Origin of the sequence: Rhizobium sp. 2YAF20 (assembly GCF_052114685.1) — a bacterium.
GTDB lineage: Bacteria > Pseudomonadota > Alphaproteobacteria > Rhizobiales > Rhizobiaceae > Rhizobium.
Genome location: NZ_JBFRFF010000003.1, coordinates 155,586 through 181,332 on the forward strand (window position 1 = coordinate 155,586; position 25,747 = coordinate 181,332).

Consider the following 25,747-nt stretch of genomic DNA (forward strand, 5'->3'; position numbering starts at 1 on the left):
GAGAAACGGCAAGGCCAAGACAATCAGTGAGGAGGCAACCCAATGTCCGTCACGGCAGCCAGGATCGTCCACGTTTCCATCGATCACGAATGGCACGAAGTCTACGACTTTGCCGCCCGACCGGAGAATATGCCGCTCTGGGCATCTGGTCTCGCTTCGGGGCTCGTGCCGGATGGGCAGGATTGGATCGCGAGCGGTGTACTCGGCCGCGTGCGCGTCAGCTTCGTGCCGCGTAACGAATTCGGCGTGCTCGACCACACCGTCACCATCGAATCCGGCATGCGCGTCTACAACGCCTTGAGGGTTGTCCCCAACGGCGATGGCTGCGAGGTCATGTTCACGCTTCTGCGGCTGCCCGGGATGACTGACGAACAATTCATCGCCGACGCCGACCATGTCGCCAAGGATCTTCGCGCCCTGAAGATGTTGATGGAGCGGTGAGCGAAGGCCTCAGATCGCCTTCAGCGTCCAGTCGACAAGCTGCGACGTCACGCCGGCGAAGGCCGCATCCAGCGCCTTGACGTAACCGTTGTTGTCATTGGCGCCGATCGGCACGACCTTACGGAATATCTGCTGCGTCTTGATGGTTCCGGTCTTGTCGTTGAGGATCTTTGCCGAAATCTCGACGGTCGCCGCGTGCTGCGCACCCGTATCGATCTCGAAGGTACGAATGTCGGTGACAATCTGGTAGTCGATTGCCAGTCCCTGCCCCGGCACGCCGACGCCACCCAATTTGCCGGAATTCTCGAAAGCCTCGACCAGCTTGGATTGAACCATGCGGCTGAGTTTGTCGCTCCACTGCGCCCTGGCAAGATACTGTATCTCCGACGGCGTCACCCGGACGACGATCTGGTTGCTGTCGACCGCATTAAGCGCCGTCGGCAGCGGTATGAGGATCTGCTTGCCGTGGGCAGCCGGCCCCTTGCCGCTGACGCTCGATGAGAGATCGAAGGTGTCGTTCTTGGCGCCCCCGCCGCAGCCGACGAGCAATGCAGCAAGCAATGGCAAGGCGATGGCCGCGTTGCGCGCCGCCGACTTCAGCCGAACTGAGCCATATCCGATCATATTGCGCCTACCCCTTGGAAACCGTCTCTATCGCTCGTCAATGCCGCGTACGGCCGTCATATTGTTTGACGGTATCCCCGCCAAAGATCAGGCGCTGCGGATTGCGATCGAAGTTGGTGATCGTGTCGTTGAGATTTTGAACCGTGCGTCGCGTGTCGTTGACGAGCGTCTGGACGTCATTCAAGCCGCCGGCCGAGAACTTCTGCAGATTGTCGGCAATTGGGCCGATCCGCGCATTCAGGTTGTCTGCGACCTTCTTGAAGGATTCCAGCGTGTCTCGCGCCTCGGCAAACAGCGATTGGGTATTGTCGCTGCCAAGCAGCGCGTCCAGCTTGATCAGGATGCCATCGACGCGCGTCGAGGCCGAGTTCAGTTTGTTCGCCATCTGCGAGACATCCTGGATCGTCTGGCTGATTTCCTTCTGGCGGCTCGCAACCGTATTGGCCACATCGCGGATCGAGGCGACCGCAACACGTGCATCCTTGGTTGCCTGGGAGATATCGTCGACCGTACCCTTGACCTTTGCAGGGTCGATCTGCGCCACCAGCGTATCGACACGATCGAGCGTCAGCTGCGCCTTCTTGCCGAACTCGTTATAGGTGTCGGACGTCTGCTTGATGCTGGCGATGGTGGCCTTCAGATCCTCCGACGCATCGGCGACGTTCTTCGCAACACGGTCCGCATTGCCGACCACATCGTTGATCTTCTGCGCATCGACGGCCCGAACAAGCTTCTCGACTGCGTCAAGCGTGGAATTCACGCGTCCGGAAACGGAGGTAAACGTCTCGGACAACTTGCCGATGCTCGCAAGGAAACTGTCGATGTTGTCGGAATTGTCAGCCAGCGCCTTGGAGAATTTGTCGGCGTTGTGGAGCGTATCGGTCAACGGTCCCCGCGCATCTTTCACAAAACCCTGAACGTCGCCGATGGCGTCATTGGCGCGGTTCAGGATCTTGTCAGCGGTGGCAAGCAGGTTGGTGACGCTCGACTGGTCCGCAAGAAGAACAGCACGCTTGCCGGTATCGATCGACCGCTTGAGAATGTTTTCATCGCCGGTTCGCCCTCCGGAAAGTTCGATATAGGCAGCGCCGGTAAGGCCCTGGATTTCGAGAACCGCCTTGGTGGAGGCATAGACCGGCGCATCGGCGCGCACTTCCGTGAAAGCAAGCGAATAGCGTGGGTCGTCCGCGTCGATCGACAGGCTCTTCACACCGCCAACCTGGATGCCATTAAAGCGCACTGGTGAGCCGACGCTCAGGCCGTTTGCGGAGCCGGGAATGCGAACGACAAGTTCAGCCATGGGTCCGCCGCGACCGAATTCAGCCATCCAGTAGACGAAACCGAAGGCGGCTGCGATGACGAGTACCGTGAAAAGTCCGACGATGGTGTAGTTGGCTTTGGTTTCCATGGTCCTCAGTCACTTCCCACGGCTAGGGGCTGCAATGCCGCCGTTGCCGGCTTTATGTCCGACCCTGTCCGTCGGCACAATGGACCGCGCGCGCTTGCCTCGGAAATAGGACTTAACCCAGGGCTCGTCGCAAGCCAGCATGTCGTCGATCGTCCCTTCCACCAGTACGCGTTTCTTGCCCAGCACGGCGATGCGGTCGCAAACCGAGAACAGGCTGTCGAGGTCGTGCGTCACCATATAGACGGTGAGCCCGAGCGTGTCGCGCAGCTTGGCGATGAGCTCGTCGAATTCGGCAGCGCCGATCGGATCGAGACCGGACGTCGGTTCGTCGAGGAAAACAAGGTCCGGATCGAGCGCAAGCGCCCTTGCCAGAGCCGCGCGCTTGATCATCCCGCCCGAGAGTTCGGATGGATATTTGTCTGCGGCATCGGCGGCGAGGCCAACCATGCGGATTTTGAGGTGCGCAAGCTCGTCCATCAATGGCACCGGCAGGTCGAGATATTCCCGCATCGGCACCTGGATGTTTTCCTTGACCGTCAGCGACGAAAACAGCGCGCCCTGCTGGAACAGCACCCCGAGGCGCATGTCGAGCTTGTTGCGTTCCGGCTCCGCCAGTGAATCATAGTCCTCCCCGAGGATCTTGATCATCCCACCCTGCCGCGGCAATAGCCGGAGCACGGTGCGCATCAAAACCGATTTGCCGGCGCCCGAAGCGCCGACGAAGCCCAGGATCTCGCCGCGATAGATATCGAGATCGAGCTTGTCGAGCACGACCTTCGGCCCGAACGAAACGGTAACGCCCCGTGCCGACAGCACGACGTCGCGATCGCGGTCGTTCCGACCGCTCTCGTCCCTGATCTCGCCTGTCTCCGGCTGAAGCGCGTTCAAATAATGTTCCTCAGAAATCAATGGCTGCGTAGAACATTGCAAAAAGCCCGTCCATCAGGATCACGACGAAAATCGACTTCACGACCGAAGATGTAACATGTTGCCCGAGCGATTCGGCACTACCGCCGACCTTAAGGCCTTCGACGGCGGCGACAATCCCAATCACCAATGCCATGAACGGCGCCTTGATCATCCCGGAGATGACAGTGGAAAGGCTGATCGCCTCATGCAGCCGCGACACGAAAGTGGCAAAGGTAATGCCTGAATAAAGGTAAGTGACCGAGGCCGCTCCTAGCAGCGCTGCAAAATTGGCAAGGATGGTCAGAAGCGGCAACGCCACCGTCAAGGCGACCAATCGGGGAAAGATCAATACGCCGACGGGATTGAGGCCCATCACCTTTAGCGCGTCGACCTCCTCGCGCATTTTCATCGAGCCGATTTCGGCCGTGATAGCGCTGCCCGAGCGGCCGGCGATCATGATCGCGGTCAACAACACGCCGATTTCGCGAAGCTGGAGGATGCCGACGAGATCGACGACAAAGACTTCGGCACCGAAATAGCGCAGCTGGAAAGCGCCCTGCTGCGCAATGATCGCGCCGATCAGATAGGACATCAACAGGATGATCGGCACGGCGCGCACGCCCATGTGGTCGATCTGATTGACGATCGATGCCGGCGAAACGCCGCTGCCGCGACCGAATTTCAGCTGAGCACCGCGCACGGCCGAGCCGAGGATGTACATCGCGGCAACCGTGTTGTTCCATAGATCGACGGTAACCTGCCCGATCGGCGCGAATATCCGCTCCATCAAGCTGCCCCTCGGCCCCTCTTCCGCCTTGACGTCATTGCTGTCGTCGGTGAACGCGGTCAGCAGCTCGTCCACATGCGGGTTGGAGCCCTCGATGCTGACGCTGGCGCCGTGGGCCTCCTGGCTGGTCTTAAGGCGGCGGATGAGCAGTGCGCCGGCGGTATCGACATCGGAAATGCCGGCAACGTCGATGACCACCTGGCCGCCACTGCTGCGCTTGGAAAGCTCGTCGATCTTGCGCAACACGCCATGGATGGCAGCGCTGCGCCAGCTACCTTCAAGCCGATACCGATGTCCGGACCCTTCGGCCTGGTCCTCGATCGTCGGCATCTCGGCGTTATGTTCGGCTGCTTTCAAACTCATGCGTCTTTCACGGCTTGCGGCGAAATCGCCGACTCAGGGACTGATCGTTCGACGCTCGGTGCGTTACATATACCCAGTCCGCCCACGATTTCCATGCAAAGGACTACCAATTTATGCCGCGCCATCTCGATATCCAAATGAATTCATTCCCTCTATCGGGCACATTCGCCATCTCCCGTGGCAGCAAAACCACAGCCGAGGTTGTCACCTGCACCATTGTGGAGAACGGACATAGCGGACACGGCGAATGCGTGCCCTACGGACGATACGGCGAAAGCATGGAAAGCGTCGTCGCCGAGATCAAGGCGATCCGTCCGGCCATTAAAGCAGGCCTTACGCGATCGGATCTGATCGCTGCCATCAAGCCGGGTGCGGCGCGCAATGCCGTCGATTGCGCCCTCTGGGATCTGGAAGCCAAGAGCACCGGCATTTGCGTTGCAAACCGCCTCGGCATCGCCAAACCCAAACCTCTGACGACTGCCTACACCATCTCGCTCGGCGAGCCGGAGGAGATGGCCGCCAAGACCCGCGCCCAGGCCCATCGCCCATTGCTAAAAGTAAAGGTCGGTACCGGCGACGATGAAGGCCGGATCCGCGCCGTGCGGGCGGCGGCACCAGACGCCATGATCATCCTCGATGCCAACGAAGGCTGGCCGGAGGAGGTTCTGGTTCACCACCTGCAGATCGCCGCCGAGGCAGGGGTCGCGCTGGTCGAGCAGCCGCTTCCAGCCGGCAAGGATGCAATGCTCGCTGCAATCCGGCGGCCGATCCTCGTTTGCGCCGACGAAAGCGTGCACCACAGCGGCGATCTTGCCGCGCTGCGTGATCGTTACGACGCCATCAATATCAAGCTCGACAAGACAGGCGGCCTGACCGAGGCGCTCGCCATGAAGCATGAGGCGCAACGCCTCGGCTTTCAGATCATGATCGGCTGCATGGTCGCAAGCTCGCTTGCCATGGCGCCGGCGGTGCTTTTGGCGCAGGACGCTGAATTCGTCGATCTCGACGGGCCGCTGCTCTTGGCCCGTGACCGAGATCCGGCGCTGCGCTACGAGGCTTCCCTGGTGTTTCCGCCGACGGCAGCGCTCTGGGGCTGAAGATAGTAGGCAACGATCACCATTGCGAGGCCGATGGCCGCGACACCGGCCATGACGTAGTAGCTGCCAAGGCCGAGCCAGGCATAGAGGTAGCCCGAGGCAACGGTCATCAGCCCCAGGCACATGCCATTATAGAAATAATAGGCCCCCTGTGCCGAGGCCTCCTGCGTCTCCTGCACGGTTGCCACGATGCGCCGCTGGATACCGGTGTGGACGAAGGCGTAGGTGAAGGAATGAAAGCATTGGAGCGCGAAATAGCCGATGAAGCCGATGTCCATCGGAAACAGTATCCAGCGGCAAACGCACATGGTTGCGCCGAAGCGGATCAGCGTCCAGGCACTGAAGCGACGGCTGAGCCGCTTCGACAGGAAGAAGACCATGACCTCGGAAAACACCCCGGCGCTCCAAAGGATGCCGACCTGGGCGCCGGAAAACCCGAGCTGATGCCAGTAAATCGACGAAAACGTATAGAGCATCGCATGGCTCGACTGCTGGATCGATACGCCGATCATGGTCAGGAGCAGCTGCGGATTGCGCAACGAATTGCCGACAGGCGCTTGGATGTTGAGCGGAATGTTGCGCCGGCGAGTGGGTCCGATCCGAGGACAGTAAACCGCCATCGCTGTCGTCAGCACGAAGCCCGCAACCATGACCGGCAGCACCATGCCGCCGCCCCATAGTCCGATCATCTGGCCGCCGATCAGCGTCGAGAAGATGAAGGCAATGGAACCCCAGACCCGCATCGAGCCATAGTCGAGCCCCCAGCGCCGCACGCCTGAAATGGTGATCGACTCGACGATCGGTATGTAAGGTGCAAATGTCGCGCCCTGCAGCGCATAGACGAAAAGCACCGGCCAGAAATCGCTCGTCCAATAAAGCACAATTGCCGTCAGCAACGACAAGGCGCCGGACCAGACGAGCACATTCGCCCGCTCATCCATCCTGTCGGCTATCATTGCGACGACAGGCGCGACAAGAACCCTAACGACAAGTGGAACCGCAAGGATGATACCGATCTCACGATCGCTGAAATGCAGCGTTGCCAGCCAGATCGGAAAGAAGGGCAGCGCCACCCCGTTGACGATCAGCGGTGCGCAATAGGACAAGGCGCTGCGCAGCCGAAAATGCGGCGGCATACCTGCGCCAGCCAGAGATATTGTCGCGGGAATCATGTCGGACCTGAAGGGAGACTTCAGCGTCTCCTATCATGTCATCCTGAGTACGACTATGGCGAGAAATTGTCTTTTCCGCAAACGCTTCTGAAAAAATCGGCGGCGTATTGCCTATGCAACGCCGGCCGACTGGGCCGCTCCTGCGATCTTACGCTGCCTTTGCGCCAATCGGTTCGCGCAGGTCTTCCAGCAGCGCCATGGGCGGCTCAACGTCCAGTATTTCGCGCCAGGTTATCAGCTCGAAAGAGCCGTCGTCGTGCTCGGCAATCGCGGTGCAACTCTCGACCCAATCGCCGGTGTTGATATAGCGAATGCCATCGAGATCCTCGATGACGGCATGATGGATATGGCCGCAAATGACGCCATCAGCATTGTTGCGCCTGGCCTCCTCGGCGACCACGCGCTGGAACTCGCCGATGAAGTTCACAGCATGCTTCACCTGCAGCTTGGCCCAGGCCGAGAAAGACCAGTAAGGCATACCGAGCTTTCGGCGGATAGCTGCCAGACCGATATTGATGAGGATGGCCATGTCGTAGGCCCAGTCACCGAGATAGGCGACGATGCGAGCGTTGCGCACGACAACATCGAACTCGTCACCATGCAGTACCAGATATTTCTTGCCGTCCGCCGTCTCATGCATTGCCCGCTGCGCAACCTCGATGCCGCCGAAATGTGTGCCGGGAAAATCGCGCAGGAATTCGTCATGATTGCCGGGGATATAGACGACGCGGGTCCCCTTGCGCGCCTTGCGCAGCACTTTCTGAACCACGTCATTGCAATCCTGCGGCCAATACCAGCTGCGCTTCAACCGCCAGCCGTCAATGATATCGCCGACGAGGTAGATTGTATCGGCCTCGTGGTGTCGCAGGAAATCCAGCAGAAAATCAGCCTTGGCGGCCTTGGAGCCGAGATGCACATCGGAAATGAACAGCGTACGGAAGCGTCGAGTGTCCATTGTTTCCATCACGAACCTGGTGTCCGCTCCCTATCCATCGTTAGCCCATCCAAAATCAGACTCGTGTTTCAGGATGATGACAAATGGCTTTCGAAGGTCATCTGCACTCGTAACGCGGCCGCAAATGCGTGGATATCAAGGCTCTCAGAAAAGCTGTCGGCAGCCACAATTCCATACTGTGCGCTGTGAAGGATTGATGTATGCAAGGGGCATTCAAATCGACATTGACACGACAAGACGGAGACGCGCGATGGATACGCCCGAAGGACCAAAGGCGCAGAAGAACATGACGAGCGGGGATCTCGACGAACAGGCGCTTTTCTTTCATCGCTATCCGCGTCCTGGCAAGCTTGAGATCCAGGCGACCAAGCCCCTCGGCAACCAGCGCGACCTTGCGCTCGCCTATTCGCCAGGCGTGGCCGCCCCCTGCCTCGCCATTCGCGACGACCCGGCGATGGCGGCCGAATATACGGCGCGCGCCAATCTCGTCGCCGTCATTTCGAACGGAACGGCGGTCCTCGGCCTCGGCAATATCGGCCCGCTCGCCTCCAAGCCCGTGATGGAGGGCAAGGCTGTCCTCTTCAAAAAGTTCGCCGGCATCGACGTCTTCGATATCGAAGTGGATGCGCCGACCGTCGATGAAATGGTCAGCACGATCTCGGCGCTCGAGCCGACCTTCGGCGGCATCAATCTCGAAGACATCAAGGCGCCGGAATGTTTCGAGGTCGAACGCCGCCTGCGCGCGAAAATGAAGATCCCCGTCTTCCACGACGACCAGCACGGCACCGCCATCATCGTTGCTGCCGCCATCCTCAATGGGCTGGAACTTGCCGGCAAGCTGATCGAGAATGTCAAGATCGTAGCCTCCGGAGCCGGAGCTGCTGCACTTGCCTGCCTCAATCTCCTGGTCATTCTCGGCGCAAAACGCGAAAATATCTGGGTCCACGATATCGAGGGCCTGGTCTACGAGGGCCGCGCCGAATTGATGGACGAGTGGAAATCCATCTATGCGCAAAAGAGCAACAATCGGGTGCTGGCCGATTCCATCGGCGGCGCGGATGTCTTCCTCGGCCTCTCCGCTGCCGGTGTATTGAAGCCGGAATTGCTCGTCCAGATGGCGGAAAAGCCGTTGATCATGGCGCTGGCCAACCCGACGCCAGAGATCATGCCGGACCTTGCCCGCGCTGCTCGCCCCGACGCGATGATCTGCACCGGCCGGTCGGATTTTCCGAACCAGGTCAACAACGTCCTCTGCTTCCCCTATATCTTCCGCGGCGCCCTCGATTGCGGCGCCGTTACGATCAACGAGGAAATGAAGATGGCGGCGGTGCGCGCCATCGCGGCGCTGGCGCGGGAAGAGCCTTCCGACGTTGCCGCGCGCGCCTATTCCGGCGAGACATTGATCTTTGGGCCGGATTATCTGATCCCCTCGCCCTTTGATCCGCGCCTGATCCTTCGCATCGCGCCGGCAGTGGCAAAGGCCGCCGCCGAAAGCGGCGTGGCGCTTCGCCCCATCGCCGATTTCGACGCCTATCTCGACCAGCTCAATCGCTTCGTCTTCCGTTCCGGCTTCGTAATGAAGCCGATCTTTGCAGCCGCAAAGGCAGCCGAGCACAAACGCGTGGTCTTCTCGGAAGGAGAAGATGAGCGCGTGCTCCGTGCCGCCCAGGTGCTGCTCGAGGAAAACACCGCGATCCCGATCCTGATTGGCCGCCCCTCCGTCATCGAGACGCGCCTCAAGCGCTATGGCCTGAAGATCCGCCCGCACACCGACTTTGCCGTCATCAATCCAGAGGACGACCCGCGTTTTCGCGAATATGCCGATCTGTTCTTTTCGCTCGTCGGCCGCAGCGGTGTCATTCCGGAAGGAGCCCGAACGATCGTGCGCACCAATACGACCGTCATCGGCGCCCTGGCGCTGCGGCGCGGCGATGCCGACGCCCTGATCTGCGGGCTTGAAGGCCGCTATGAGAAGCATCTGCGCAGCGTTCGCCAGATCATCGGCAAGCGCAAGGATGTCCGCGACTTCTCAGCGCTCAGCCTGTTGATCTCCCAGCGCGGCGCCACTTTCTACACGGACACCTATGTCACCTTCAACCCGACGGCCGAGGAGATCGCTGAATCGGCGATCCTCGCCGCTGAGGAAATCCGCCGCTTCGGCATTACGCCACGCGTAGCGCTCGTTTCGCACTCGAATTTCGGTTCTCGCGAATCCGAAAGTGCCACGAAAATGCGCAACGCGCTGCATCTTATCCGCGAAGCCGCACCAGAGCTCGAAGTCGACGGCGAAATGCACGGTGACAGCGCCATCTCCGAAAGCTTGCGCCGTCGTGTCATGCCTGACAGCACGCTTTCCGACGAGGCAAACCTTCTGGTCTTCCCCAATCTCGACGCCGCCAACATCACGCTCGGAGTCGTAAAGACCATGACCGACGGTTTGCATGTCGGACCGATGCTGCTCGGAACGGCGATGCCCGCGCACATCCTGTCGCCGTCGGTCACCTCGCGCGGTGTCGTGAACATGGCAGCGCTCGCGGTCGTCGAAGCCTCGCAGCCGGCTTGATCGATCATTTGCTCGCCAGAGGGTGTCGATGCGACACCCTCTGGGTTGGACATGCACAAATCATGCCCACCCCTTTAAATCCACTGGACAATTCAACCCTGAGTAAGCACTCTTTGACTCGTCAATCCTCACGGTTTGAGTGAAACAATGCGCCCGGGATACTTCGAACTGTTCGATTGGCTGGAGCAGATGAGACCGGTCAAGCCGGCGGATTTTTTCGATCGTATGCGGGCCACATACGGAATTGTCCATCTCGTTTACGTCGACATCATCCCCTATTCGCGATCCGTTCATCTGCACCGGCTGCACCACACGCTCTCCCGCGAGCAGGGAGAGGCGCTCTGCAACGTCGGCCTGAACGTCCTGCTGCCTCCGCTGAAATTCGTCGCTTCCTCGGTCCGGCCGGTGGACCATGCCACCTTGCGTCAGCAGGTGCCGGTGGCAGAGGCGCTGTTTGGTCGTTTGGCCACGCTCGGCATTCCGAAGGAAGGGATTTCCTACCCGCTACTTTCGCGCGCCTCGCGTGCCGCCGCCCTCGTGATCTGCATCGCACTGTCCGCAGACGAAATGCCGCTTTTCACGAGAAGTTATGGCCGCGACATCCAGGCGTTGGCCGCCCTGTTCCATGCCGCTATGATCGACGCCGAACAGCTCCAAACCGTCAGCGATGGCGAACTCCGACTGATTACGCCACGAGAGCGCGAGGTGCTGTGTTGGGCGGCAGCCGGTAAGACCTACTGGGAAATTGCCGTCATTCTCGGCATCAGCGAACGGACCGTTCGCTTCTTCATGAGCAACGCCCGCGAGAAGCTGAATGTCGCCTCTAACACCCAGGCGGTTGCAGAAGCCGTCTGGCGCGGGCTGATCCCGCATTTCTGAGCAGCCGTTCCTTTTAGCCTCAATCCATCGACGCGCCCACTGTCGCTTGTGCCAGTACAGCGACCTTAGCGCATTTGCCAGTCTTCCGTCGAAACCAACGAACGGAGACAGATATGATCAAGCTCTTCAGCGGCACGACCCGCCACCATCATCTCGGCGCTATGGACGAAATGTTCCGGCTGCGCAAGCGTGTATTTCACGATCTCTTAAAATGGGAAGTTCTGGTCGACGGTGAATGGGAGATCGACCAATACGACCTTTCAAACCCGGTCTACGTCCTGTCCTATTCCAATGAAACGGGCAAGCTGCGCGGCGCGTTGCGGCTGTTGCCGACGCTCGGGCCCAACATGTTGGACAATACTTTCCCGATCCTCCTTGGCCGCAGCCCGCAAATCCGCAGCGCCGCCATCTGGGAATCCAGCCGTTTCTGCATCGATCCGGAAATCTCCCAGGACCGCGCATCGAACCAGGTGACGGTCGCCGCCGCCGAATTAATGTGCGGCGTCGGCGAGCTCGGGCTCACCTCCGGCCTTTCGCACATCGTCACTGTTACCGACGTCTTCCTCGAGCGGATGTTCCGCCGCATGGGTTGCCCGGGCAAGCGCATCGGCGAGCCGAAGAAGATCGGCTCTGTCCATGCGGTCGCCGTTTCCTGGGAGGTCAACGAGGATCTGTTGTCACGCATGAAGACCGTAGCCGAGATCGACGGCCCCGTCCTGGAAGTACCGACAACCATGGCGCTCGCGCGCGCCGCCTGATCTCGGCCGTTCTCGAAAATCCCGCGGCTGGCGCTAGAGCCTGTCGTCAGTTAAGCCAAAATACGATGCAGACGAGTTGGATTGCGGCGAGAAAGGTATTCGCCAACTTATCGTAGCGTGTCGCGATTGCCCGGAATCCTTTGAGTTTGCAGAACAATCGCTCGACGAGATTTCGCTCCCGATAGAGAGCGAAATCTGTTTTGCGTTGGACAAGCCGGTTCGCCTTGGATGGGATAACCGGCATGATCCCTCGATTTTCGAGGGTCTCGATCAATTCATTTGCATCATAAGCTTTGTCGGCCAGGAACGCGCTGGGCTTGAGCTCTTCCAGCAATGGCGCTGCCTGGCTGAGATCGGATTGCTGACCGGGCGTGAGCGTCGCGGCGACGGGATTGCCCAAAGCGTCGACAATCAGGTGAATTTTGGTGGTCAGGCCCCCTCTGGATCTGCCGATGGCCTGATCCGCGCCGTTTTTTTTAGCGCCCCGGCACTGTGCTGATGGGCACGAATGATGGTGGAATCGAGCATCATGTACTCATTGTCCCGGTCTTCGGATAACGCCTTAAAGATACGTTCGAAAACACCGCTTTCGCACCACCGGCGCAGTCGCTTGTGGGTCACTTTCCAATCACCAAACCGCTCGGGAAGATCGCGCCAGGGAATCCCCGCACGATAGCGATACAGAACCGCTTCGACAAAAAGCCGGTTGTCCGACGCCGTTCCACCAACATGACCCTCTCGACCGGGAAGGAAATCCTTGATCCGCTCCCATTGATCATCTCGCAATCCATATCGACGCATCGGTCAGCTCCATATCAGGCCGACACTCGAGGAATCACATATGGAGGACCGTGGGTAGACTCTTTTGACGATTGATGACGCCAAATCATACACGCAGAACGGCAGTCTTGAGCACAAACAAGCCTAACTGACGACAGGCTCTAGGTCTTTCAGCATCTTATTAAGAGAGAATGTTGTATATCAAAGGCAGGCGGGCTGGCCATGCCAACCCATGGGCAATCCCTTTGCCAGGCGCCCTGATCGAGGACGGGACTGTAATGCGCAGCCGGAACGTTTCCTTCATATTTCTGGCGTCGCTCACGGCGGCAGCGCCGGTCTCAGCGCAGATGAATCCAATCTGTGACGACCTGCGCGGGCGGCTTGCCGACGTCAGCGAGACCATTGGCACGACCCACCGGGCGCGAGCCGGCTCGAACGCCATTGCCCAGTTGAGCCAGGACATTAGCAAGGCCGTCAACGACCTGCGAGATCGCGGCTGTGCCTCCGACGGCGCATCGATTGCCAGCGCCAACGATGCCGCTGCCTGCGACCAGCTTGGAAGCGCGATCGATCGCATGCAGGAGCAGATGCGCTATCTGATGGATCAGCGCGCCGGCCAGGGCGGCGGATCTGATAAGGCTCTGCGCGGCGAGCTTGAGACGGAGTTGCGCGACAATGGCTGCGACCAACCATCGTCGATGGGCTTCGATACGACGATCAGCGATCGGACGGACGAACCGGCGACCCCGGACCAGCAGGCAATGCGGACCGACTCATTCTTTCCGCCGATGGATCGGGCCTCTCCCCGTCCGCCGATCGCCGCGCGCGGCTTGCCGCGAAATGCCTATGGCACGCCTGCAGGTGGCTACGGCGCCAGCGTCCGGACCGTCTGCGTGCGGACCTGCGATGGCGGCTTCTTTCCGATGACATCGGATGCAACCGCCGCCGATTTCCAGCGCGACGCAGACAGCTGCGCCAAGATGTGCCCGGGTGTCCAGACGGAACTCTTCTTTCACTACCTGCAGAGCCAGGAAACGACCCAGATGGTCTCGGCATCAACCGGGGCGCCCTATAGCACCATGCCCTACGCCTTCGCTTACAAAAAGCGGGCGCCCGGCGAAAAGTCCTCATGTAGCTGCAACATGTCGGCCTATTACGATGAGATCAAGCGCGAGAACGCGATAGGCGAGCAGCCCCGCCAGCCGGCAAACGCCGCCATCGGGGCTCAACCCGAAAACTCGATCACAAACATCCCGAATGGTTCGATAACCACCATCCAGACTATCAAGCCTCTGCCACCCGCCCCAGCCCCGCAATCGACAGCCAAGAGCGAACCAGCAAAGCAGCCCGAAGACAGACCCTACGACCCGGCAAGCAAGGTCCGCCAGGTCGGCCCGCAATTCCTGTCGGGCGATGAGGGCAAGATCGACCTTAAACATCCGGTAATCCCCGGTGCCCAACCGGCGCAATAGGCAACGCCAATGGCGCGAAAGCTAGTGACTGACGGGGACAGGCGAAACGGTCGCGTGTCCCGCGCGCAGCTCTAAAGATTGAACAAGATCGCCCCATCGGACGGAGGCGACGCTGGCGCGTCAGCGGCAGCCAGTGCAGCGGCTGATGCGGCAGGGATGTCCTCGTTAAGCCGTGTGGTGGCATTATAGAGCTTGCCGATAGCCGGATCGCTACCGGGATTGCATCCGAATCCGACAGGGAAGCCTCGGCGGCAGTTGCATAAATGGGCTGTTTCGTCGGTACGGTGACGGCGCAGATATGGATCAGCGTTCCGGGTCCGGCTGTTGCCAGCGATCATGGAACACCAGTTCGTCGAGTGGCAATCTCTGTCGCCAACCTTTCACCGCAAGCTCCGGCTCGCGGTACAATTCATCGACAAAGCCGAGACAGAGCCAGGCGATGATCTCGATCCTCTCGGGAATGCCCAGCAGCGCGCGAATATCGGCATCGTGAAAGATGCTGACCCAGCCGACGCCGACGCCTTCTGCTCGTGCCGCAAGCCAGAGATTCTGCACGGCGCAGACCGTCGAAAAAGCATCCATCCGCGGATTGTGCGTTCGCCCAAGCACCACGCTGCCGGCACGGTCTGGATCGCAGGTGACGCAGATGCTGAGCGGCGCCTTGCGGATACCCTCGAGCTTCAGAGAGCGATATGTATCGCGCCGCTCTGCATCGAACATCAAGGCTGCCTCATCATTGGCGCGGCTGAAAGCGCGCCAGGCGGCTTCGCGAACACCGGTATCGCGCACCAGAACGAAATTCCATGGCTGCATGAACCCGACGGAGGGTGCGCTATGGGCAGCGCCAAGCAACCGGCCGACCAGATCATCGGGCAAAGGGTCGGGCAGGAACTGGTCGCGCACGTCGCGCCGCGTCTCTATGGCGCGGTAGACCGCCTGGCGCTCCGCAGTCGAAAAGGCTGTCGCATGGACGAAAACGTCCTTCGGATCGGGTCGCATCGTCTATCCCCAACAATGCCGACTTTGCCGCCGTCCGCGCGGATCAGTCTATCGTATCAGGCCGGTCTTCTGACTTGGCTTCGTCTGATCGCCGCTGCCTTCCCGGTTTAACGACCAGTGGCAAGTTATTGGAAGAGAATGCTATCCCCTCCCCGCGACGATCATCCGCCTCACAGCGTTGGGCACGTGCCGGAATTTCGCCGGCTTCCCGATTCTCCCGCTTTCGCGGGCACCTGACGACAAAGCTATGCGCGATCCACCTGCCGAAAGCAAGTGGATCGCACCGCATTGTCTCAGGCTGCCGGCTCGTACCTGACAAAGGCGAACTCTTCGCCATCCGGCGACCAGCACGGAACATTGATCGTTCCCTGCCCGCCGAAAAGCTCCAACAGCGTCACGAGATTTCCGCCATCCATGTCCATCAGCCGCAGCCTGACATTCAAATCGCGCGGATGATCGAACACATCTGCGTCGTAGGAGAGGAACAGAACCTTTTCGCCACTCGGCGACGGATGCGGAAACCAGTTGCCGTAATTGTCGTCGGTGATCTGTTGGACATCGGTACCGTCGGGCCGAATGCGCCATATCTGCATGAGACCGGAGCGGCTGGAATTGAAATAGATCCACTCCCCATCTGCCGAATAATCGGGGCCGTCATTGCGGCCCTCGCCATGGGTCAGCCGCCGCTCCTCGCCGCCACCGACCGGGATCGTGTAGATGTCGAAAACCTCGTCGCGAATGCCGCAATAGGCAAGGCTCTTACCGTCCGGCGACCAGCCATGCCAATAGGACGGCAGCTTGGTCGTCACCTGTCGCGGCGACCCGCCCTCTGCCGGCAGCAGGTAGATGCAGGATTTTCCCAGCAGCGTTTTGTCGGAGATCGCAAGCAACGAACCATCAGGCGAAATCCCGTGGTCGTTGTTGCATCGGACGGCATAGCCGGTATCGATCTCCTCCACCTCGTCGAAGTCGTCGCTGTCATCAATCGGCACGCGGTAAAGCAGGCCATCGCCGTTCACCAGCAGATAGCTGCCGTCAGGAGCAAAATTCGGCGCCTCCACCAGCTGGTCGGTTTGCCAGACGACACCGGTCTCGCCCGTGCGGATGTTGTAGATCTCGACGGAACTTCGCATGGATACTCCAAATTGGAAAATGTCGGTTGCCTACCTGTCGCGGAACCGGTTGGTGATCGGATAGCGCCGGTCTCGGCCAAAGTTTTTCCTGGTAATCCTGACCCCAGGTGCTGACTGCCGGCGCTTGTATTCGGCAAGATAGAGCAGATGTTCGATGCGATGCACGGTCGCAACGTCATGGCCGCGGGCAACGATGTCGTGGACCGCCATCTCGTTCTCCACCAGGCATTCGAGGATGTCGTCGAGTACGGGATAAGGCGGCAGCGAGTCCTGGTCCGTCTGGTTGGGCCGAAGCTCCGCCGAAGGCGCCTTGTCGATGATGTTGACCGGGATCACCTCACCCGACGGCCCAAGCGCATCCGGCGGCACATGCGCATTGCGCCAGCGCGCCAGCGCATAGACCTGCATCTTGTAGAGGTCCTTGATCGGGTTGAAGCCGCCGTTCATATCGCCGTAAAGCGTAGCGTAACCGACCGACATTTCGGACTTGTTGCCTGTCGTCACCACCATCGAGCCGAACTTGTTGGAAATTGCCATCAGGATCGTTCCGCGAGCGCGGCTTTGCAGGTTCTCTTCGGTAATGCCGCTGTCCGTCCCCTCGAACAGGCCGGCCAGCGCCGAAGAGAAGCCTTCGACCGGCGCCTCGATCGATACAATGTCGTAGCGGCAGCCGAGCGCCCTGGCGCAATCGGCGGCATCCGTGAACGAATCCTCCGAGGTGTAGCGATAGGGTAGCATCACGGTGCGCACCCGCTCCTCGCCGAGCGCGTCCACCGCAATTGCGGCGCAAATAGCCGAATCAATGCCGCCGGAAAGGCCAAGGACAACCGTCTTGAAGCCGTTCTTGTTGACGTAGTCGCGGAAGCCGAGCAGGCAGGCGCGATAGTCGGCTTCCTCGTGCTCAGGGATATGCGACCTCGGACCTTCGGCGCAATGCCAGCCGGCGTCGCCCTTCCTCCAGACCGTCACCGCCTGCGTCACCTCGAACTGGCTCATCTGGAAGGCAAGCGACTTGTCGGCGTTGAAGGCGAAGCTGGCACCGTCAAAAACCAGCTCGTCCTGGCCGCCAACCTGGTGGGCATAGATCATTGGCAGGCCGGTCTCGATTACCTGCTTCAACACGACCTGATGGCGAATGTCGACCTTGCCGCGGTAATAGGGCGATCCATTCGGCGACAGCAGGATTTCAGCGCCGCTCTCGGCCAATGTCTCGCAGACGCCAAGATCGCCCCAGATATCCTCGCAGATCGGAATGCCAAGCCGCACGCCGCGAAAGTTCACAGGCCCCGGCATGGCGCCCTGGTCGAAGACGCGCTTCTCGTCGAATTCGCCGTAGTTCGGCAGATCGACCTTGTCGCGAACGGCGATGACCTTGCCGCCATCGAGAACGGCGATGGCATTGTATCGCCCGGTCTCGTCCTGTCTTGGAAATCCGATGATGACGCCGGGGCCGCCATCCGCGGTGTCGGCAGCAAGGCTTTCAACGGCCTTCCAACAGGCACGGATGAAAGCCGGCTTCAGCACCAGATCCTCAGGCGGATAGCCGCAGAGAAACAACTCCGTGAACAGCACGAGGTGGGCGCGCTCTCGCGCAGCATCCGCCCGCGCCTCACGCGCCTTGGCAAGGTTGCCCGAGACATCGCCAACGGTTGGATTGAGTTGCGCAACGGCAATGCGGAACGACTGGGTGATCGAGTCTTGTTCTGTCATACGCCACATTTAGCGCTGGCATGCGGCCTCTGCAACGCTCCCGCCTACACAATTCGTCACTGCAGCGACGAGAAAATAGGACCGCGGTCACGAGCCCGCGAAAACCGCATTGCTCGGCCACCAGCTCGCCACCTGAGACGTTGTTTCACGTTGCAATTTGCAGCGACAAAAGAATACTGGCACCGAAGACGATCAGCCCGCGGAGCCAGGCATGTATAACCTACCGAATTTCGTTCACACCCATTTCGACAAGTCTGCCGATGAACTTGGCGACATTGAAAAGCGCGTGCTGAAAAAGGCACATGAACGCAAGATCATCTCCACCGACGTCAACGCCGCTTTGTTGGCCGAAGCATCGCTCGGCCAGCGGCTGGCCGACGATATCGCGCGGATAGGCGGCTCCTGGGGCTTCATCATCTCCTTCCTGCTGTTCCTGACCATCTGGACGGTGGTCAACACCATCCTGCTGGCCACCCGTGCCTTCGATCCCTACCCCTTCATCTTCCTCAATCTCCTGCTATCGATGATCGCCGCCATACAGGCGCCAATTATCATGATGTCGCAGAACCGCCAGACCGAGCGCGATCGCTTCGAGGCGGCCAAGGACTACGAAGTCAATCTCAAGGCGGAACTCGAAGTCCTGTCGTTGCATCAGAAGATCGACTTGCAGGTCCTCACCGAGCTGTCGTCCCTGCGCGAGGAGATATCCCGCCTGACGACCGCATTGGCGGCAAAGGGCTGACGGGAGCTGAAAATCAGTCGGACGGCCCTGCCGTCAGCAGACCCGGCCGACCCTGCCGATACTGCGGCAGGCCGTCGGCGATCTCATAGAAGTCGCCCTTGTCGGCACAAAAGATGTGGTAGGCCAGTTTGAGATCGCTCGGTTCGTCGAACAGGCCTGCCATGATCGAAATCTCGTCGGCGCCATCCGCTACCCAGAACAAGGCCGAGCCACACACGGAGCAGAAACCACGGCGCGCGAACGAACTGGCGCGGTACCAGCTAACCCTGTCCTCGCCTTCGATCTCGAGATTGTCCAACGGGACGTTGGTCGCGGCGTAGTAGAGCCCCGTCTGTCTGCGGCATTGAGAACAGTGGCACGCGACGACCTCCCGCAACTTGCCCTTCGTCTTGAAGCGAACAGCCCCGCAAAGGCACGATCCCGCATGTTCGTCGTTCATCACTTCCCCTCTTGTCGCCATCTGAAGCTTTTCGGCAACGTCACGCGCCCGAGGGCTCACGTCAAACGCAAAAGAATGATTGGATATTCAAGGGGATTGATCCTGCCTTGACCTGCCGGCGTCGGTTGGTGTGAGCACGATGCAAATAAAAAGGGCCAGTCTGACGACCGGCCCTCTTTTTGAGATTGCATCGCTCGGCAAGCGATCAGCCGTTGGCAACCAGCCGCTTTTCGTCGCGACCGCCCTTCATGCGCTCGGCAAGCAGGAAGGCGAGCTCAAGTGCCTGGTCGGCGTTGAGGCGCGGGTCGCAATGGGTATGGTAGCGATCCTGCAAGTCGTCGGCGGTGACGGCGCGAGCGCCACCGGTGCATTCGGTAACATCCTTGCCGGTCATCTCGATATGAATGCCGCCCGGATGCGTGCCCTCGGCCCGGTGGATCTGGAAGAAGCTCTCGACTTCCGACAAAATCCGCTCGAACGGCCGGGTCTTGTAGTTGTTGAGCGTGATCGTGTTGCCGTGCATCGGATCGCAGGACCAGACCACCTTGCGGCCCTCGCGCTCGACGGCGCGAATGAGCTTGGGCAGGCTGTCTGCCACCTTGTCGTAGCCGAAGCGGCAGATCAGCGTCAGGCGCCCAGCCTCGTTGGCCGGATTGAGGGCGTCGATCAGCTCGATCAGGTTGTCCGGCGTCAAGGTCGGGCCGCACTTCAGACCGATCGGGTTCTTGATGCCGCGGAAATATTCGACATGGGCATGATCAAGCTGGCGGGTGCGATCGCCGATCCAGAGCATGTGGCCTGAGGTGGCATACCAATCGCCCGATGTGGAATCTACACGCGTCATCGCTTCCTCATAGCCAAGAAGCAACGCTTCATGGCTGGTGAAGAAATCGGTTTCGCGCAGGCTCGGCTGGTTCTCGGCGGTGATGCCGATCGCCTTCATGAAGTCCATCGTTTCGCTGATCCGATCCGCCAGCTTCTTGTAGCGTTCGCCCTGCGGGCTGTCCTTGACGAAGCCGAGCATCCACTGGTGGACGTTCTCGAGATTGGCATAGCCGCCCATCGCAAAGGCACGCAACAGGTTCAGGGTCGCCGCCGACTGGCGGTAGGCCATCAGTTGACGTTCCGGATCGGGAATTCGCGCCTTTTCGGTGAATTCGATGCCATTGACGATATCGCCGCGATAGGCCGGCAACGTGATGTCGCCCTGCTTTTCGACATTGGACGAACGCGGCTTGGCGAACTGACCGGCGATACGGCCGACCTTGACGACCGGCAACTGGGCGCCGAACGTCAGCACCACAGCCATCTGCAGGAAGGCACGGAAGAAATCGCGGATCGTGTCGGCCCCGTGCTCGGCAAAGCTCTCGGCGCAATCGCCGCCTTGCAGCAGGAAGGCATTGCCATCAGCCACATTGGCGAGATGCTTTTTCAGACGGCGGGCTTCACCGGCAAAAACCAGCGGCGGGAAGGTCGCAAGCTGCGCTTCGGTCGCTGCGAGCGCCGCCTTGTCCGGATATTCCGGCACCTGCTGGATCGGTTTTTGCCGCCAACTGTTCGGGGTCCAATTCTGTGCCATCTCACTCACCTGTCTTGTAGCCGGTCTCCGCCGGATGTGCCGTCGTCGACAAATAACGGCGGCTTATAAACCTTTGAGGTCGGCTTGCATAGCTTCCGTTCGCGTCGTTCGAAACGAGCTATTTCCGGTCAATCCGTGCCCGCCCTTCAGATAGGCGCCAAGCCCCCTATTTACAAATGCCTAACCGCAATCCATGTCCTCGCGAACCAGGATAGCCGGGAGAATGTTGCCGCCTGCAGTGTCTGCGTCGGCCCGACGCGAAGAATGCGCGACGGGTCGTTTACCATTTGCTCACCAGATTGCTTTGCAAGCAATTTAGCTTTGGCGAATATTATCACATTCGCAATTGCATATCGTGGCGGTCGTTGGCGACGGCGCAAAAGACGATCTTGGGGTAAGACTGATGATGTGGACACTGTGGCGGCGCTTCTGCAGCAGCAAAGAAGGCAATTTCGGTATCATGACGGCGCTTTTGCTGGTGCCGCTTGTCGGCACCGCCGGCATGGCAGTCGATGTCTCGAATGCGGTCAGCATACGCAGTGAACTCTATGCCAATGCAGACGCTGCCGCCGCCGGTTCGCTTGCGGAAAAGTCGCCTGGGATGGCAGCGGCAATGACGATGTCATCCGATGGCAGCGTGGATCTTGCGGCAGCCGACGCAAACAAGCTGTTCTTCAGCCAGACGCAAAACGACGGTTCGCTGGACGGCGTCAACGTCAGCGTCAACATCGGCGTCACTAAGGCCGCCAATGTCGTCAAATCCAATGTCACCTTCACCGCCGTTGTTCCGACCACCTTCATGCGCATCCTGGGTCAGAACACGATCAGCATCTCCGGCTCCGCGGTCGCGCAGAACCAGCTGGCGACCTATGTCGATTTCTATATGCTTCTCGACAATACGCCGTCCATGGGCGTCGGCGCGACACCGACCGACGTTGCGCTGATGGAGTCGAAAACCCCCGACACCTGCGCATTCGCCTGCCATCAGCTGGATATCACCAACAACTACTATGCTTTGGCCAAGTCGCTCAACGTGACCATGCGCATCGACGTGGTTCGCGAAGCAACGAAAACGCTGACGACAACGGCGAGCAACAGCCGGACGACTTCGGATCAATACAGGATGGCCGTCTACACATTCGGAGCCGCCGCCGAAACAGCCCAGCTCACGACGATTTCGGCGCTGTCCTCCGACATGGCGCAGGTCGCCCAATATACCAGCGCCGTCGACCTCATGACGACGCCGAAACAGAACTACAACAACGACGAACAGACAAGCTTCGATACCACGCTCACTCAGCTGGGCACGAATATCGACACGCCTGGTACCGGCACCAACAGCGCAAGCCGTCAGAAGGTGATTTTCTTCGTCACCGACGGTCTCGGCGACAGCAAGAAGCCGACCGGATGTACACAACCATTGACGGGCGATCGGTGCCAGGAGCCGATAGACACCACGTTCTGCCAACCGCTGAAGAACCGCGGCATCAAGATAGCCATCCTCTACACCACCTATCTTCCGCTACCGAAAAACGCCTGGTACAACACGTGGATCAAGCCATTCCAGAGCCAGATCGCCACGAAGATGCAGGCCTGCGCCTCGCCCGGCCTTTATTTCGAGGTCAGCCCGACCCAGGGCATCAGCGACGCGATGAACGCGCTCTTCCTTCGCATCATCCAAAGCCCGCTGCTTACCGGCTGATCGACGCCAACAAGCCGACGAGAGAACCCGCGTTTTGCACGGGTCCTTTTCCCAATGCGCCAGCCCGGGCCTCTATTTCGAGGCAAGCCCGACGCAGGGTATCGACGACGCGATGAAGGTGCTTTTTGAGAAGATCGTCAGCAGTCCGCGCATCACGACTTGAACCGCGAGAACGTGAGCCCAGCGGTCCATTCGTCCGTTTGGTTCATACCCGCTTGCCGCCGACCACGCGGTAGCTCGGCGAATACATCGTCACCAGCTCCTCTGATGCCGTGGGGTGCACAGCCATGGTGCGGTCGAAGTCGTCCTTGGTGCAGCCGGCCTTCAGGGTAATGCCGAGAAGCTGGGCCATTTCGCCGGCGTCGTGGCCGAGAATATGGGCGCCCACGACCTTGCGATCTTCGGCATTGACGATCAGCTTCATGATCATCTTTTCATTGCGGCCCGACAGCGTCGCCTTCATCGGGCGGAACTGGGCGCGGTATACCTCCAGCTCCTTGTAACGCCTCCCGGCCTCTTCCTCGCTCAGCCCTACAGTTCCGATCTCAGGCTGCGAGAAGACGGCAGTCGCGATCAGATCGTGATCCGGTTTGGTCGGGTTGTTCTTGTACTCGGTCTCGATGAAGCACATCGCCTCGTGGATCGCCACCGGCGTCAATTGTACCCGATCGGTGACGTCGCCGAGCGCGTAGATATTCGGTACCGACGTGCGCGAATAGTCATCGACAACGATGGCGCCCCGTTCATTGGTCCTGACGCCGGCCGCCTCGAGACCAAGACCCTTCGTATTCGGATCGCGGCCGAGCGCCAGCATCACCACGTCGACATCGAGCCTCTCACCCTTCTTCGTGCAAGCCTGCAGTCCCTGGTCGGTCTTCGTGACTTCCTCGATGATGTCGTGGCAGAGGATCTGGATGCCTTTGCCGACCATCGCCTCATGCAGGCCTTGGCGCATATCCTGATCGAAGCGCGACAGTATCTCTGCGCCGCGATAGATCAGCGTCGTCTTAACCCCCAGGCCATGGAAGATATTGGCAAACTCGACGGCGATATAGCCGCCGCCGGCAATAAGGATCGATTTCGGCAGTTCATCGAGGTGAAAGGCCTCGTTCGACGATATGCAGAACTCGTGGCCGGGCAGCGCGCTGTGATGGTTCGGCGCGCCGCCGACGGCGATGACGATCCGGTCGGCAGTGACGGTCTTGCCGGTTTTCGCCAGCCGCACGGTATGGGCATCGACCAGCTCGGCCCTGGTATCGAGAATGTCGGCCTTCGCATTATCGAGACCCTTGCGATAGAGACCCTCGAGGCGGGCAATCTCCTTGTCCTTCGCCGCAATCAGCTTCTTCCAGTCGAATGTGCTTTCTCCGACCGTCCAGCCATAGCCGGCCGCATCCTCGAAATGCTCGTGATATTGAGACGCGTAGACGAACAGCTTTTTCGGGACGCAACCGCGGATGACGCAGGTTCCCCCATAACGATATTCCTCGGCGATCGCGACCTTCTTCCCAAGCGACGCCGCCACGCGGGCACTGCGCACGCCGCCGGAGCCGCCGCCGATGACGAAGAGATCATAATCGTAGGAAGACATCTGGTAACTCCTGCGGAATGGGCGCGGCGAACCGCGTAACGAAGGTGGGAGAAGGCGTGGCTGACCATCCCTGATATAGGAACCGCCGGCACAAAAAGAAAAGCCCGGAAAACCCGGGCTCTGTATTTTTGAATGAGAAGAGATTTACTTCTTCGCTGGCGGCTTCGGTGCAGCAGCAGGCTTGGGAGCCGCAGTCGCAGGTGCGGCCGGATCTGCGGGTGCCGCCGCTACAGGAGCTATCGGACGCTTGCCCACCACCTTGTCGAGTGCAGCACTGCTCTGGTTGGCAAGATCGCGAGAAATGCCCTGGCCCCAGATATCGGCAGCCTTGTAGAGTTCGCGCGTGGCGATCGGCCCATCCTTCAGGAGCTTCTTGCCGGCCGGCGACGTATAGAATGCGGCAATCGCGTTCAATTCGTCGGCGGAGAAGGCCTTGGCATAGGTCGAAGCGGCTTCGCGTTCCAGATCGGCGCGACGGGCGGCGAGTATCAGCGCCTGCTGGTCGACGGTCGAGCTGATGACGTTTTCGAGGTCCGGATTGGCCTGGATCATCGTGCTCTTCAGCTGTTCGGCAAGGTTCGGCAAAATGTTGTCGAACTGGGCAGTGACCCCGAGTGCTTCGATCGCAGCGCGTGCTGCCTTGATCTGCGCATCCGAGACTTCCTGCGCGCTGACACTGCCAAACGCGATACCGGAAAGGACGATGGTAGCAGCGGCAAGACGGCCAAGACCCGCAATATTGATCATGAGTTCAATGCTCCTATGTATTTTTCGCTTGCAGCGTCCGCGCGCCTGCCGGACCGGCAATGATTGCAAGCGTTGCCATGTTGATGAAGAGCCCGTGTTCGACAACACCGGGGATCGAATTCAGCTCAGTCGATAGCGCCTCTGCCTCAGGAATGCGGCCAAAAGATGCGTCGATGATGAAGTGGCCGCCATCCGTCACGAAGTTTTCGTCGCCGCTTTGGCGAAGGCGCAATTCGCCAGACAGGCCGAGCCGGGCAGCAACTTTTTCAATCTTGATACGGGTGGAGGCAAGTCCGAAGGGGTTGACCTCGATCGGCAGGGCAAAAGCGCCGAGCGTGTCGACGACTTTGGTTTCGTCGGCGATGACGATCATCCGCGTCGATGCTGCAGCAACGATCTTCTCGCGCAGCAAGGCGCCGCCACCACCCTTGATCAATCGCAGTGAACGATCCACTTCGTCCGCGCCGTCGATGGTAAGGTCGAGCTCGGGAAGTTCGTCGAGGGATTTTAGAGGTACGCCCAACTCGACGCAGAGCCTCGCGGTGCGTTCCGAAGTCGGAACGCCCTCTACGCGCAGACCATCCGCGACCTTTTCTGCAAGAAGTCTGACGAATTCTTCGGCCGTGGTACCCGTTCCGATTCCAAGACGCATTCCGCTCTCGACATAAGCGAGAGCCGCCGCTGCAGCCTTGATCTTCATTTCGCGGGCGTCCATGCGCCACGTGCTCCCGATCGTTCCGTTGGTGTGCTGTTTACACGGCTCTCCCGGCAAACGAAAGCCAAAATAATGGCGTCAGAAAGAAATGCCAACCCGCCCTAAAACTGCCGGCGTTGCATTTTGCCCGACTATCTTTTACTGCGGAAACGCTGTGCTTTCCCTTTCATTTTCAAAGGCCG

The 25,747-nt window shown here is 59.9% G+C and carries 23 protein-coding genes and 1 riboswitch; of the genes, 8 read left to right on the forward strand and 15 right to left on the reverse strand.

Features of this window, described 5'->3' with window-relative positions:
* The first annotated feature begins 42 nt into the window (after nucleotides 1–42).
* Nucleotides 43–441, forward strand: coding sequence for an SRPBCC family protein (locus AB4Z52_RS06770; protein WP_442217141.1), 399 nt, complete (start codon nucleotides 43–45; stop codon nucleotides 439–441).
* Nucleotides 442–450: 9 nt separating this feature from the next.
* On the opposite strand, the gene AB4Z52_RS06775 is transcribed toward AB4Z52_RS06770, so the two are convergent.
* Genes AB4Z52_RS06775 through AB4Z52_RS06790 form a run of 4 tightly spaced genes read right to left on the reverse strand, consistent with a single transcriptional unit; the run spans nucleotide 451 to nucleotide 4,532 of the window.
* A complete protein-coding gene (locus AB4Z52_RS06775) occupies nucleotides 451–1,065 on the reverse strand; it encodes an ABC-type transport auxiliary lipoprotein family protein (RefSeq protein WP_442217142.1) in 615 nt (204 codons plus the stop codon).
* 37 nt (nucleotides 1,066–1,102) lie between these two features.
* Nucleotides 1,103–2,473 carry an MlaD family protein gene (locus tag AB4Z52_RS06780; protein ID WP_442217143.1) on the reverse strand — a complete coding sequence of 457 codons (1,371 nt, stop codon included), beginning with the start codon at nucleotides 2,471–2,473 and terminating at the stop codon, nucleotides 1,103–1,105.
* A gap of 9 nt (nucleotides 2,474–2,482) precedes the next feature.
* Complete coding sequence (locus AB4Z52_RS06785) at nucleotides 2,483–3,331, reverse strand: ABC transporter ATP-binding protein (protein WP_442217290.1); 849 nt, start codon at nucleotides 3,329–3,331, stop codon at nucleotides 2,483–2,485.
* A 40-nt stretch (nucleotides 3,332–3,371) separates the two neighbouring features.
* Nucleotides 3,372–4,532 carry an ABC transporter permease gene (locus AB4Z52_RS06790; RefSeq protein ID WP_442217144.1) on the reverse strand — a complete coding sequence of 387 codons (1,161 nt, stop codon included), beginning with the start codon at nucleotides 4,530–4,532 and terminating at the stop codon, nucleotides 3,372–3,374.
* 113 nt (nucleotides 4,533–4,645) lie between these two features.
* Between AB4Z52_RS06790 and dgcA the strand changes: the two genes are divergently transcribed.
* Entirely contained in the window at nucleotides 4,646–5,629 is a 984-nt protein-coding gene (dgcA, locus tag AB4Z52_RS06795; protein ID WP_442217145.1) for an N-acetyl-D-Glu racemase DgcA, read from the forward strand.
* On the opposite strand, the gene AB4Z52_RS06800 is transcribed toward dgcA, so the two are convergent.
* Nucleotides 5,581–6,801, reverse strand: a complete 1,221-nt coding sequence (locus tag AB4Z52_RS06800) for an MFS transporter (RefSeq protein ID WP_442217146.1) — start codon at nucleotides 6,799–6,801, stop codon at nucleotides 5,581–5,583. The genes dgcA and AB4Z52_RS06800 overlap by 49 nt on opposite strands.
* 148 nt (nucleotides 6,802–6,949) lie before the next feature.
* Nucleotides 6,950–7,756: a UDP-2,3-diacylglucosamine diphosphatase gene (locus AB4Z52_RS06805; RefSeq protein ID WP_442217147.1), complete on the reverse strand. Its 807-nt coding sequence runs from the start codon at nucleotides 7,754–7,756 to the stop codon at nucleotides 6,950–6,952.
* Between the two features lie 250 nt (nucleotides 7,757–8,006).
* Between AB4Z52_RS06805 and AB4Z52_RS06810 the strand changes: the two genes are divergently transcribed.
* The 3 genes from AB4Z52_RS06810 (at nucleotide 8,007) to AB4Z52_RS06820 (ending at nucleotide 11,956) form a co-directional block, all read left to right on the forward strand.
* Nucleotides 8,007–10,319 (forward strand): NADP-dependent malic enzyme, encoded by a 2,313-nt coding sequence (locus AB4Z52_RS06810; RefSeq protein WP_442217148.1) that lies wholly within the window; start codon nucleotides 8,007–8,009, stop codon nucleotides 10,317–10,319.
* A 147-nt stretch (nucleotides 10,320–10,466) separates the two neighbouring features.
* On the forward strand, nucleotides 10,467–11,198 hold the full coding sequence (locus AB4Z52_RS06815; RefSeq protein WP_442217149.1) for a helix-turn-helix transcriptional regulator: 732 nt from the start codon (nucleotides 10,467–10,469) through the stop codon (nucleotides 11,196–11,198).
* Between the two features lie 113 nt (nucleotides 11,199–11,311).
* Nucleotides 11,312–11,956 (forward strand): acyl-homoserine-lactone synthase, encoded by a 645-nt coding sequence (locus tag AB4Z52_RS06820; protein ID WP_442217150.1) that lies wholly within the window; start codon nucleotides 11,312–11,314, stop codon nucleotides 11,954–11,956.
* Between the two features lie 46 nt (nucleotides 11,957–12,002).
* Here AB4Z52_RS06820 and AB4Z52_RS06825 read toward each other — a convergent pair.
* A protein-coding gene (locus AB4Z52_RS06825; protein ID WP_442217151.1) for an IS5 family transposase occupies nucleotides 12,003–12,757 on the reverse strand; the annotation gives its coding sequence in 2 pieces (ribosomal slippage) (nucleotides 12,003–12,436 and nucleotides 12,436–12,757; 756 coding nt in all).
* A 170-nt stretch (nucleotides 12,758–12,927) separates the two neighbouring features.
* Between AB4Z52_RS06825 and AB4Z52_RS06830 the strand changes: the two genes are divergently transcribed.
* On the forward strand, nucleotides 12,928–14,208 hold the full coding sequence (locus tag AB4Z52_RS06830) for a DUF2865 domain-containing protein (protein ID WP_442217152.1): 1,281 nt from the start codon (nucleotides 12,928–12,930) through the stop codon (nucleotides 14,206–14,208).
* A 303-nt stretch (nucleotides 14,209–14,511) separates the two neighbouring features.
* Here the strand turns inward: AB4Z52_RS06830 and bluB are convergent, their stop codons facing one another.
* The 3 genes from bluB to AB4Z52_RS06845 form a co-directional block, all read right to left on the reverse strand.
* Nucleotides 14,512–15,207, reverse strand: a complete 696-nt coding sequence (bluB, locus tag AB4Z52_RS06835) for a 5,6-dimethylbenzimidazole synthase (RefSeq protein ID WP_442217153.1) — start codon at nucleotides 15,205–15,207, stop codon at nucleotides 14,512–14,514.
* A 42-nt stretch (nucleotides 15,208–15,249) separates the two neighbouring features.
* Nucleotides 15,250–15,457: riboswitch (cobalamin riboswitch) on the reverse strand.
* A gap of 43 nt (nucleotides 15,458–15,500) precedes the next feature.
* Entirely contained in the window at nucleotides 15,501–16,340 is an 840-nt protein-coding gene (locus AB4Z52_RS06840) for a TolB family protein (RefSeq protein ID WP_442217154.1), read from the reverse strand.
* 30 nt (nucleotides 16,341–16,370) lie between these two features.
* Nucleotides 16,371–18,050 (reverse strand): NAD+ synthase, encoded by a 1,680-nt coding sequence (locus AB4Z52_RS06845; RefSeq protein ID WP_442217155.1) that lies wholly within the window; start codon nucleotides 18,048–18,050, stop codon nucleotides 16,371–16,373.
* Nucleotides 18,051–18,261: 211 nt separating this feature from the next.
* Between AB4Z52_RS06845 and AB4Z52_RS06850 the strand changes: the two genes are divergently transcribed.
* Nucleotides 18,262–18,792, forward strand: a complete 531-nt coding sequence (locus AB4Z52_RS06850) for a DUF1003 domain-containing protein (protein WP_442217156.1) — start codon at nucleotides 18,262–18,264, stop codon at nucleotides 18,790–18,792.
* Nucleotides 18,793–18,805: 13 nt separating this feature from the next.
* Here the strand turns inward: AB4Z52_RS06850 and AB4Z52_RS06855 are convergent, their stop codons facing one another.
* Both AB4Z52_RS06855 and AB4Z52_RS06860 read right to left on the reverse strand, forming a co-directional pair.
* The gene (locus AB4Z52_RS06855) at nucleotides 18,806–19,231 is read right to left on the reverse strand and encodes a GFA family protein (RefSeq protein ID WP_442217157.1); all 426 of its coding nucleotides are present in this window, start codon (nucleotides 19,229–19,231) and stop codon (nucleotides 18,806–18,808) included.
* A gap of 205 nt (nucleotides 19,232–19,436) precedes the next feature.
* Nucleotides 19,437–20,810, reverse strand: a complete 1,374-nt coding sequence (locus AB4Z52_RS06860) for a class II 3-deoxy-7-phosphoheptulonate synthase (RefSeq protein WP_442217158.1) — start codon at nucleotides 20,808–20,810, stop codon at nucleotides 19,437–19,439.
* A 406-nt stretch (nucleotides 20,811–21,216) separates the two neighbouring features.
* On the opposite strand from AB4Z52_RS06860, the gene AB4Z52_RS06865 reads away from it, so the two are divergent.
* Nucleotides 21,217–22,512 carry a TadE/TadG family type IV pilus assembly protein gene (locus AB4Z52_RS06865; protein WP_442217291.1) on the forward strand — a complete coding sequence of 432 codons (1,296 nt, stop codon included), beginning with the start codon at nucleotides 21,217–21,219 and terminating at the stop codon, nucleotides 22,510–22,512.
* Nucleotides 22,513–22,717: 205 nt separating this feature from the next.
* Here the strand turns inward: AB4Z52_RS06865 and gor are convergent, their stop codons facing one another.
* From gor to rpiA, 3 genes are all read right to left on the reverse strand, one after another.
* On the reverse strand, nucleotides 22,718–24,103 hold the full coding sequence (gene gor / locus AB4Z52_RS06870) for a glutathione-disulfide reductase (protein ID WP_442217159.1): 1,386 nt from the start codon (nucleotides 24,101–24,103) through the stop codon (nucleotides 22,718–22,720).
* Nucleotides 24,104–24,247: 144 nt separating this feature from the next.
* Nucleotides 24,248–24,850, reverse strand: a complete 603-nt coding sequence (locus tag AB4Z52_RS06875) for a DUF2059 domain-containing protein (protein ID WP_442217160.1) — start codon at nucleotides 24,848–24,850, stop codon at nucleotides 24,248–24,250.
* Nucleotides 24,851–24,863: 13 nt separating this feature from the next.
* A complete protein-coding gene (rpiA, locus tag AB4Z52_RS06880) occupies nucleotides 24,864–25,565 on the reverse strand; it encodes a ribose-5-phosphate isomerase RpiA (RefSeq protein WP_442217161.1) in 702 nt (233 codons plus the stop codon).
* Nucleotides 25,566–25,747: the final 182 nt, after the last annotated feature.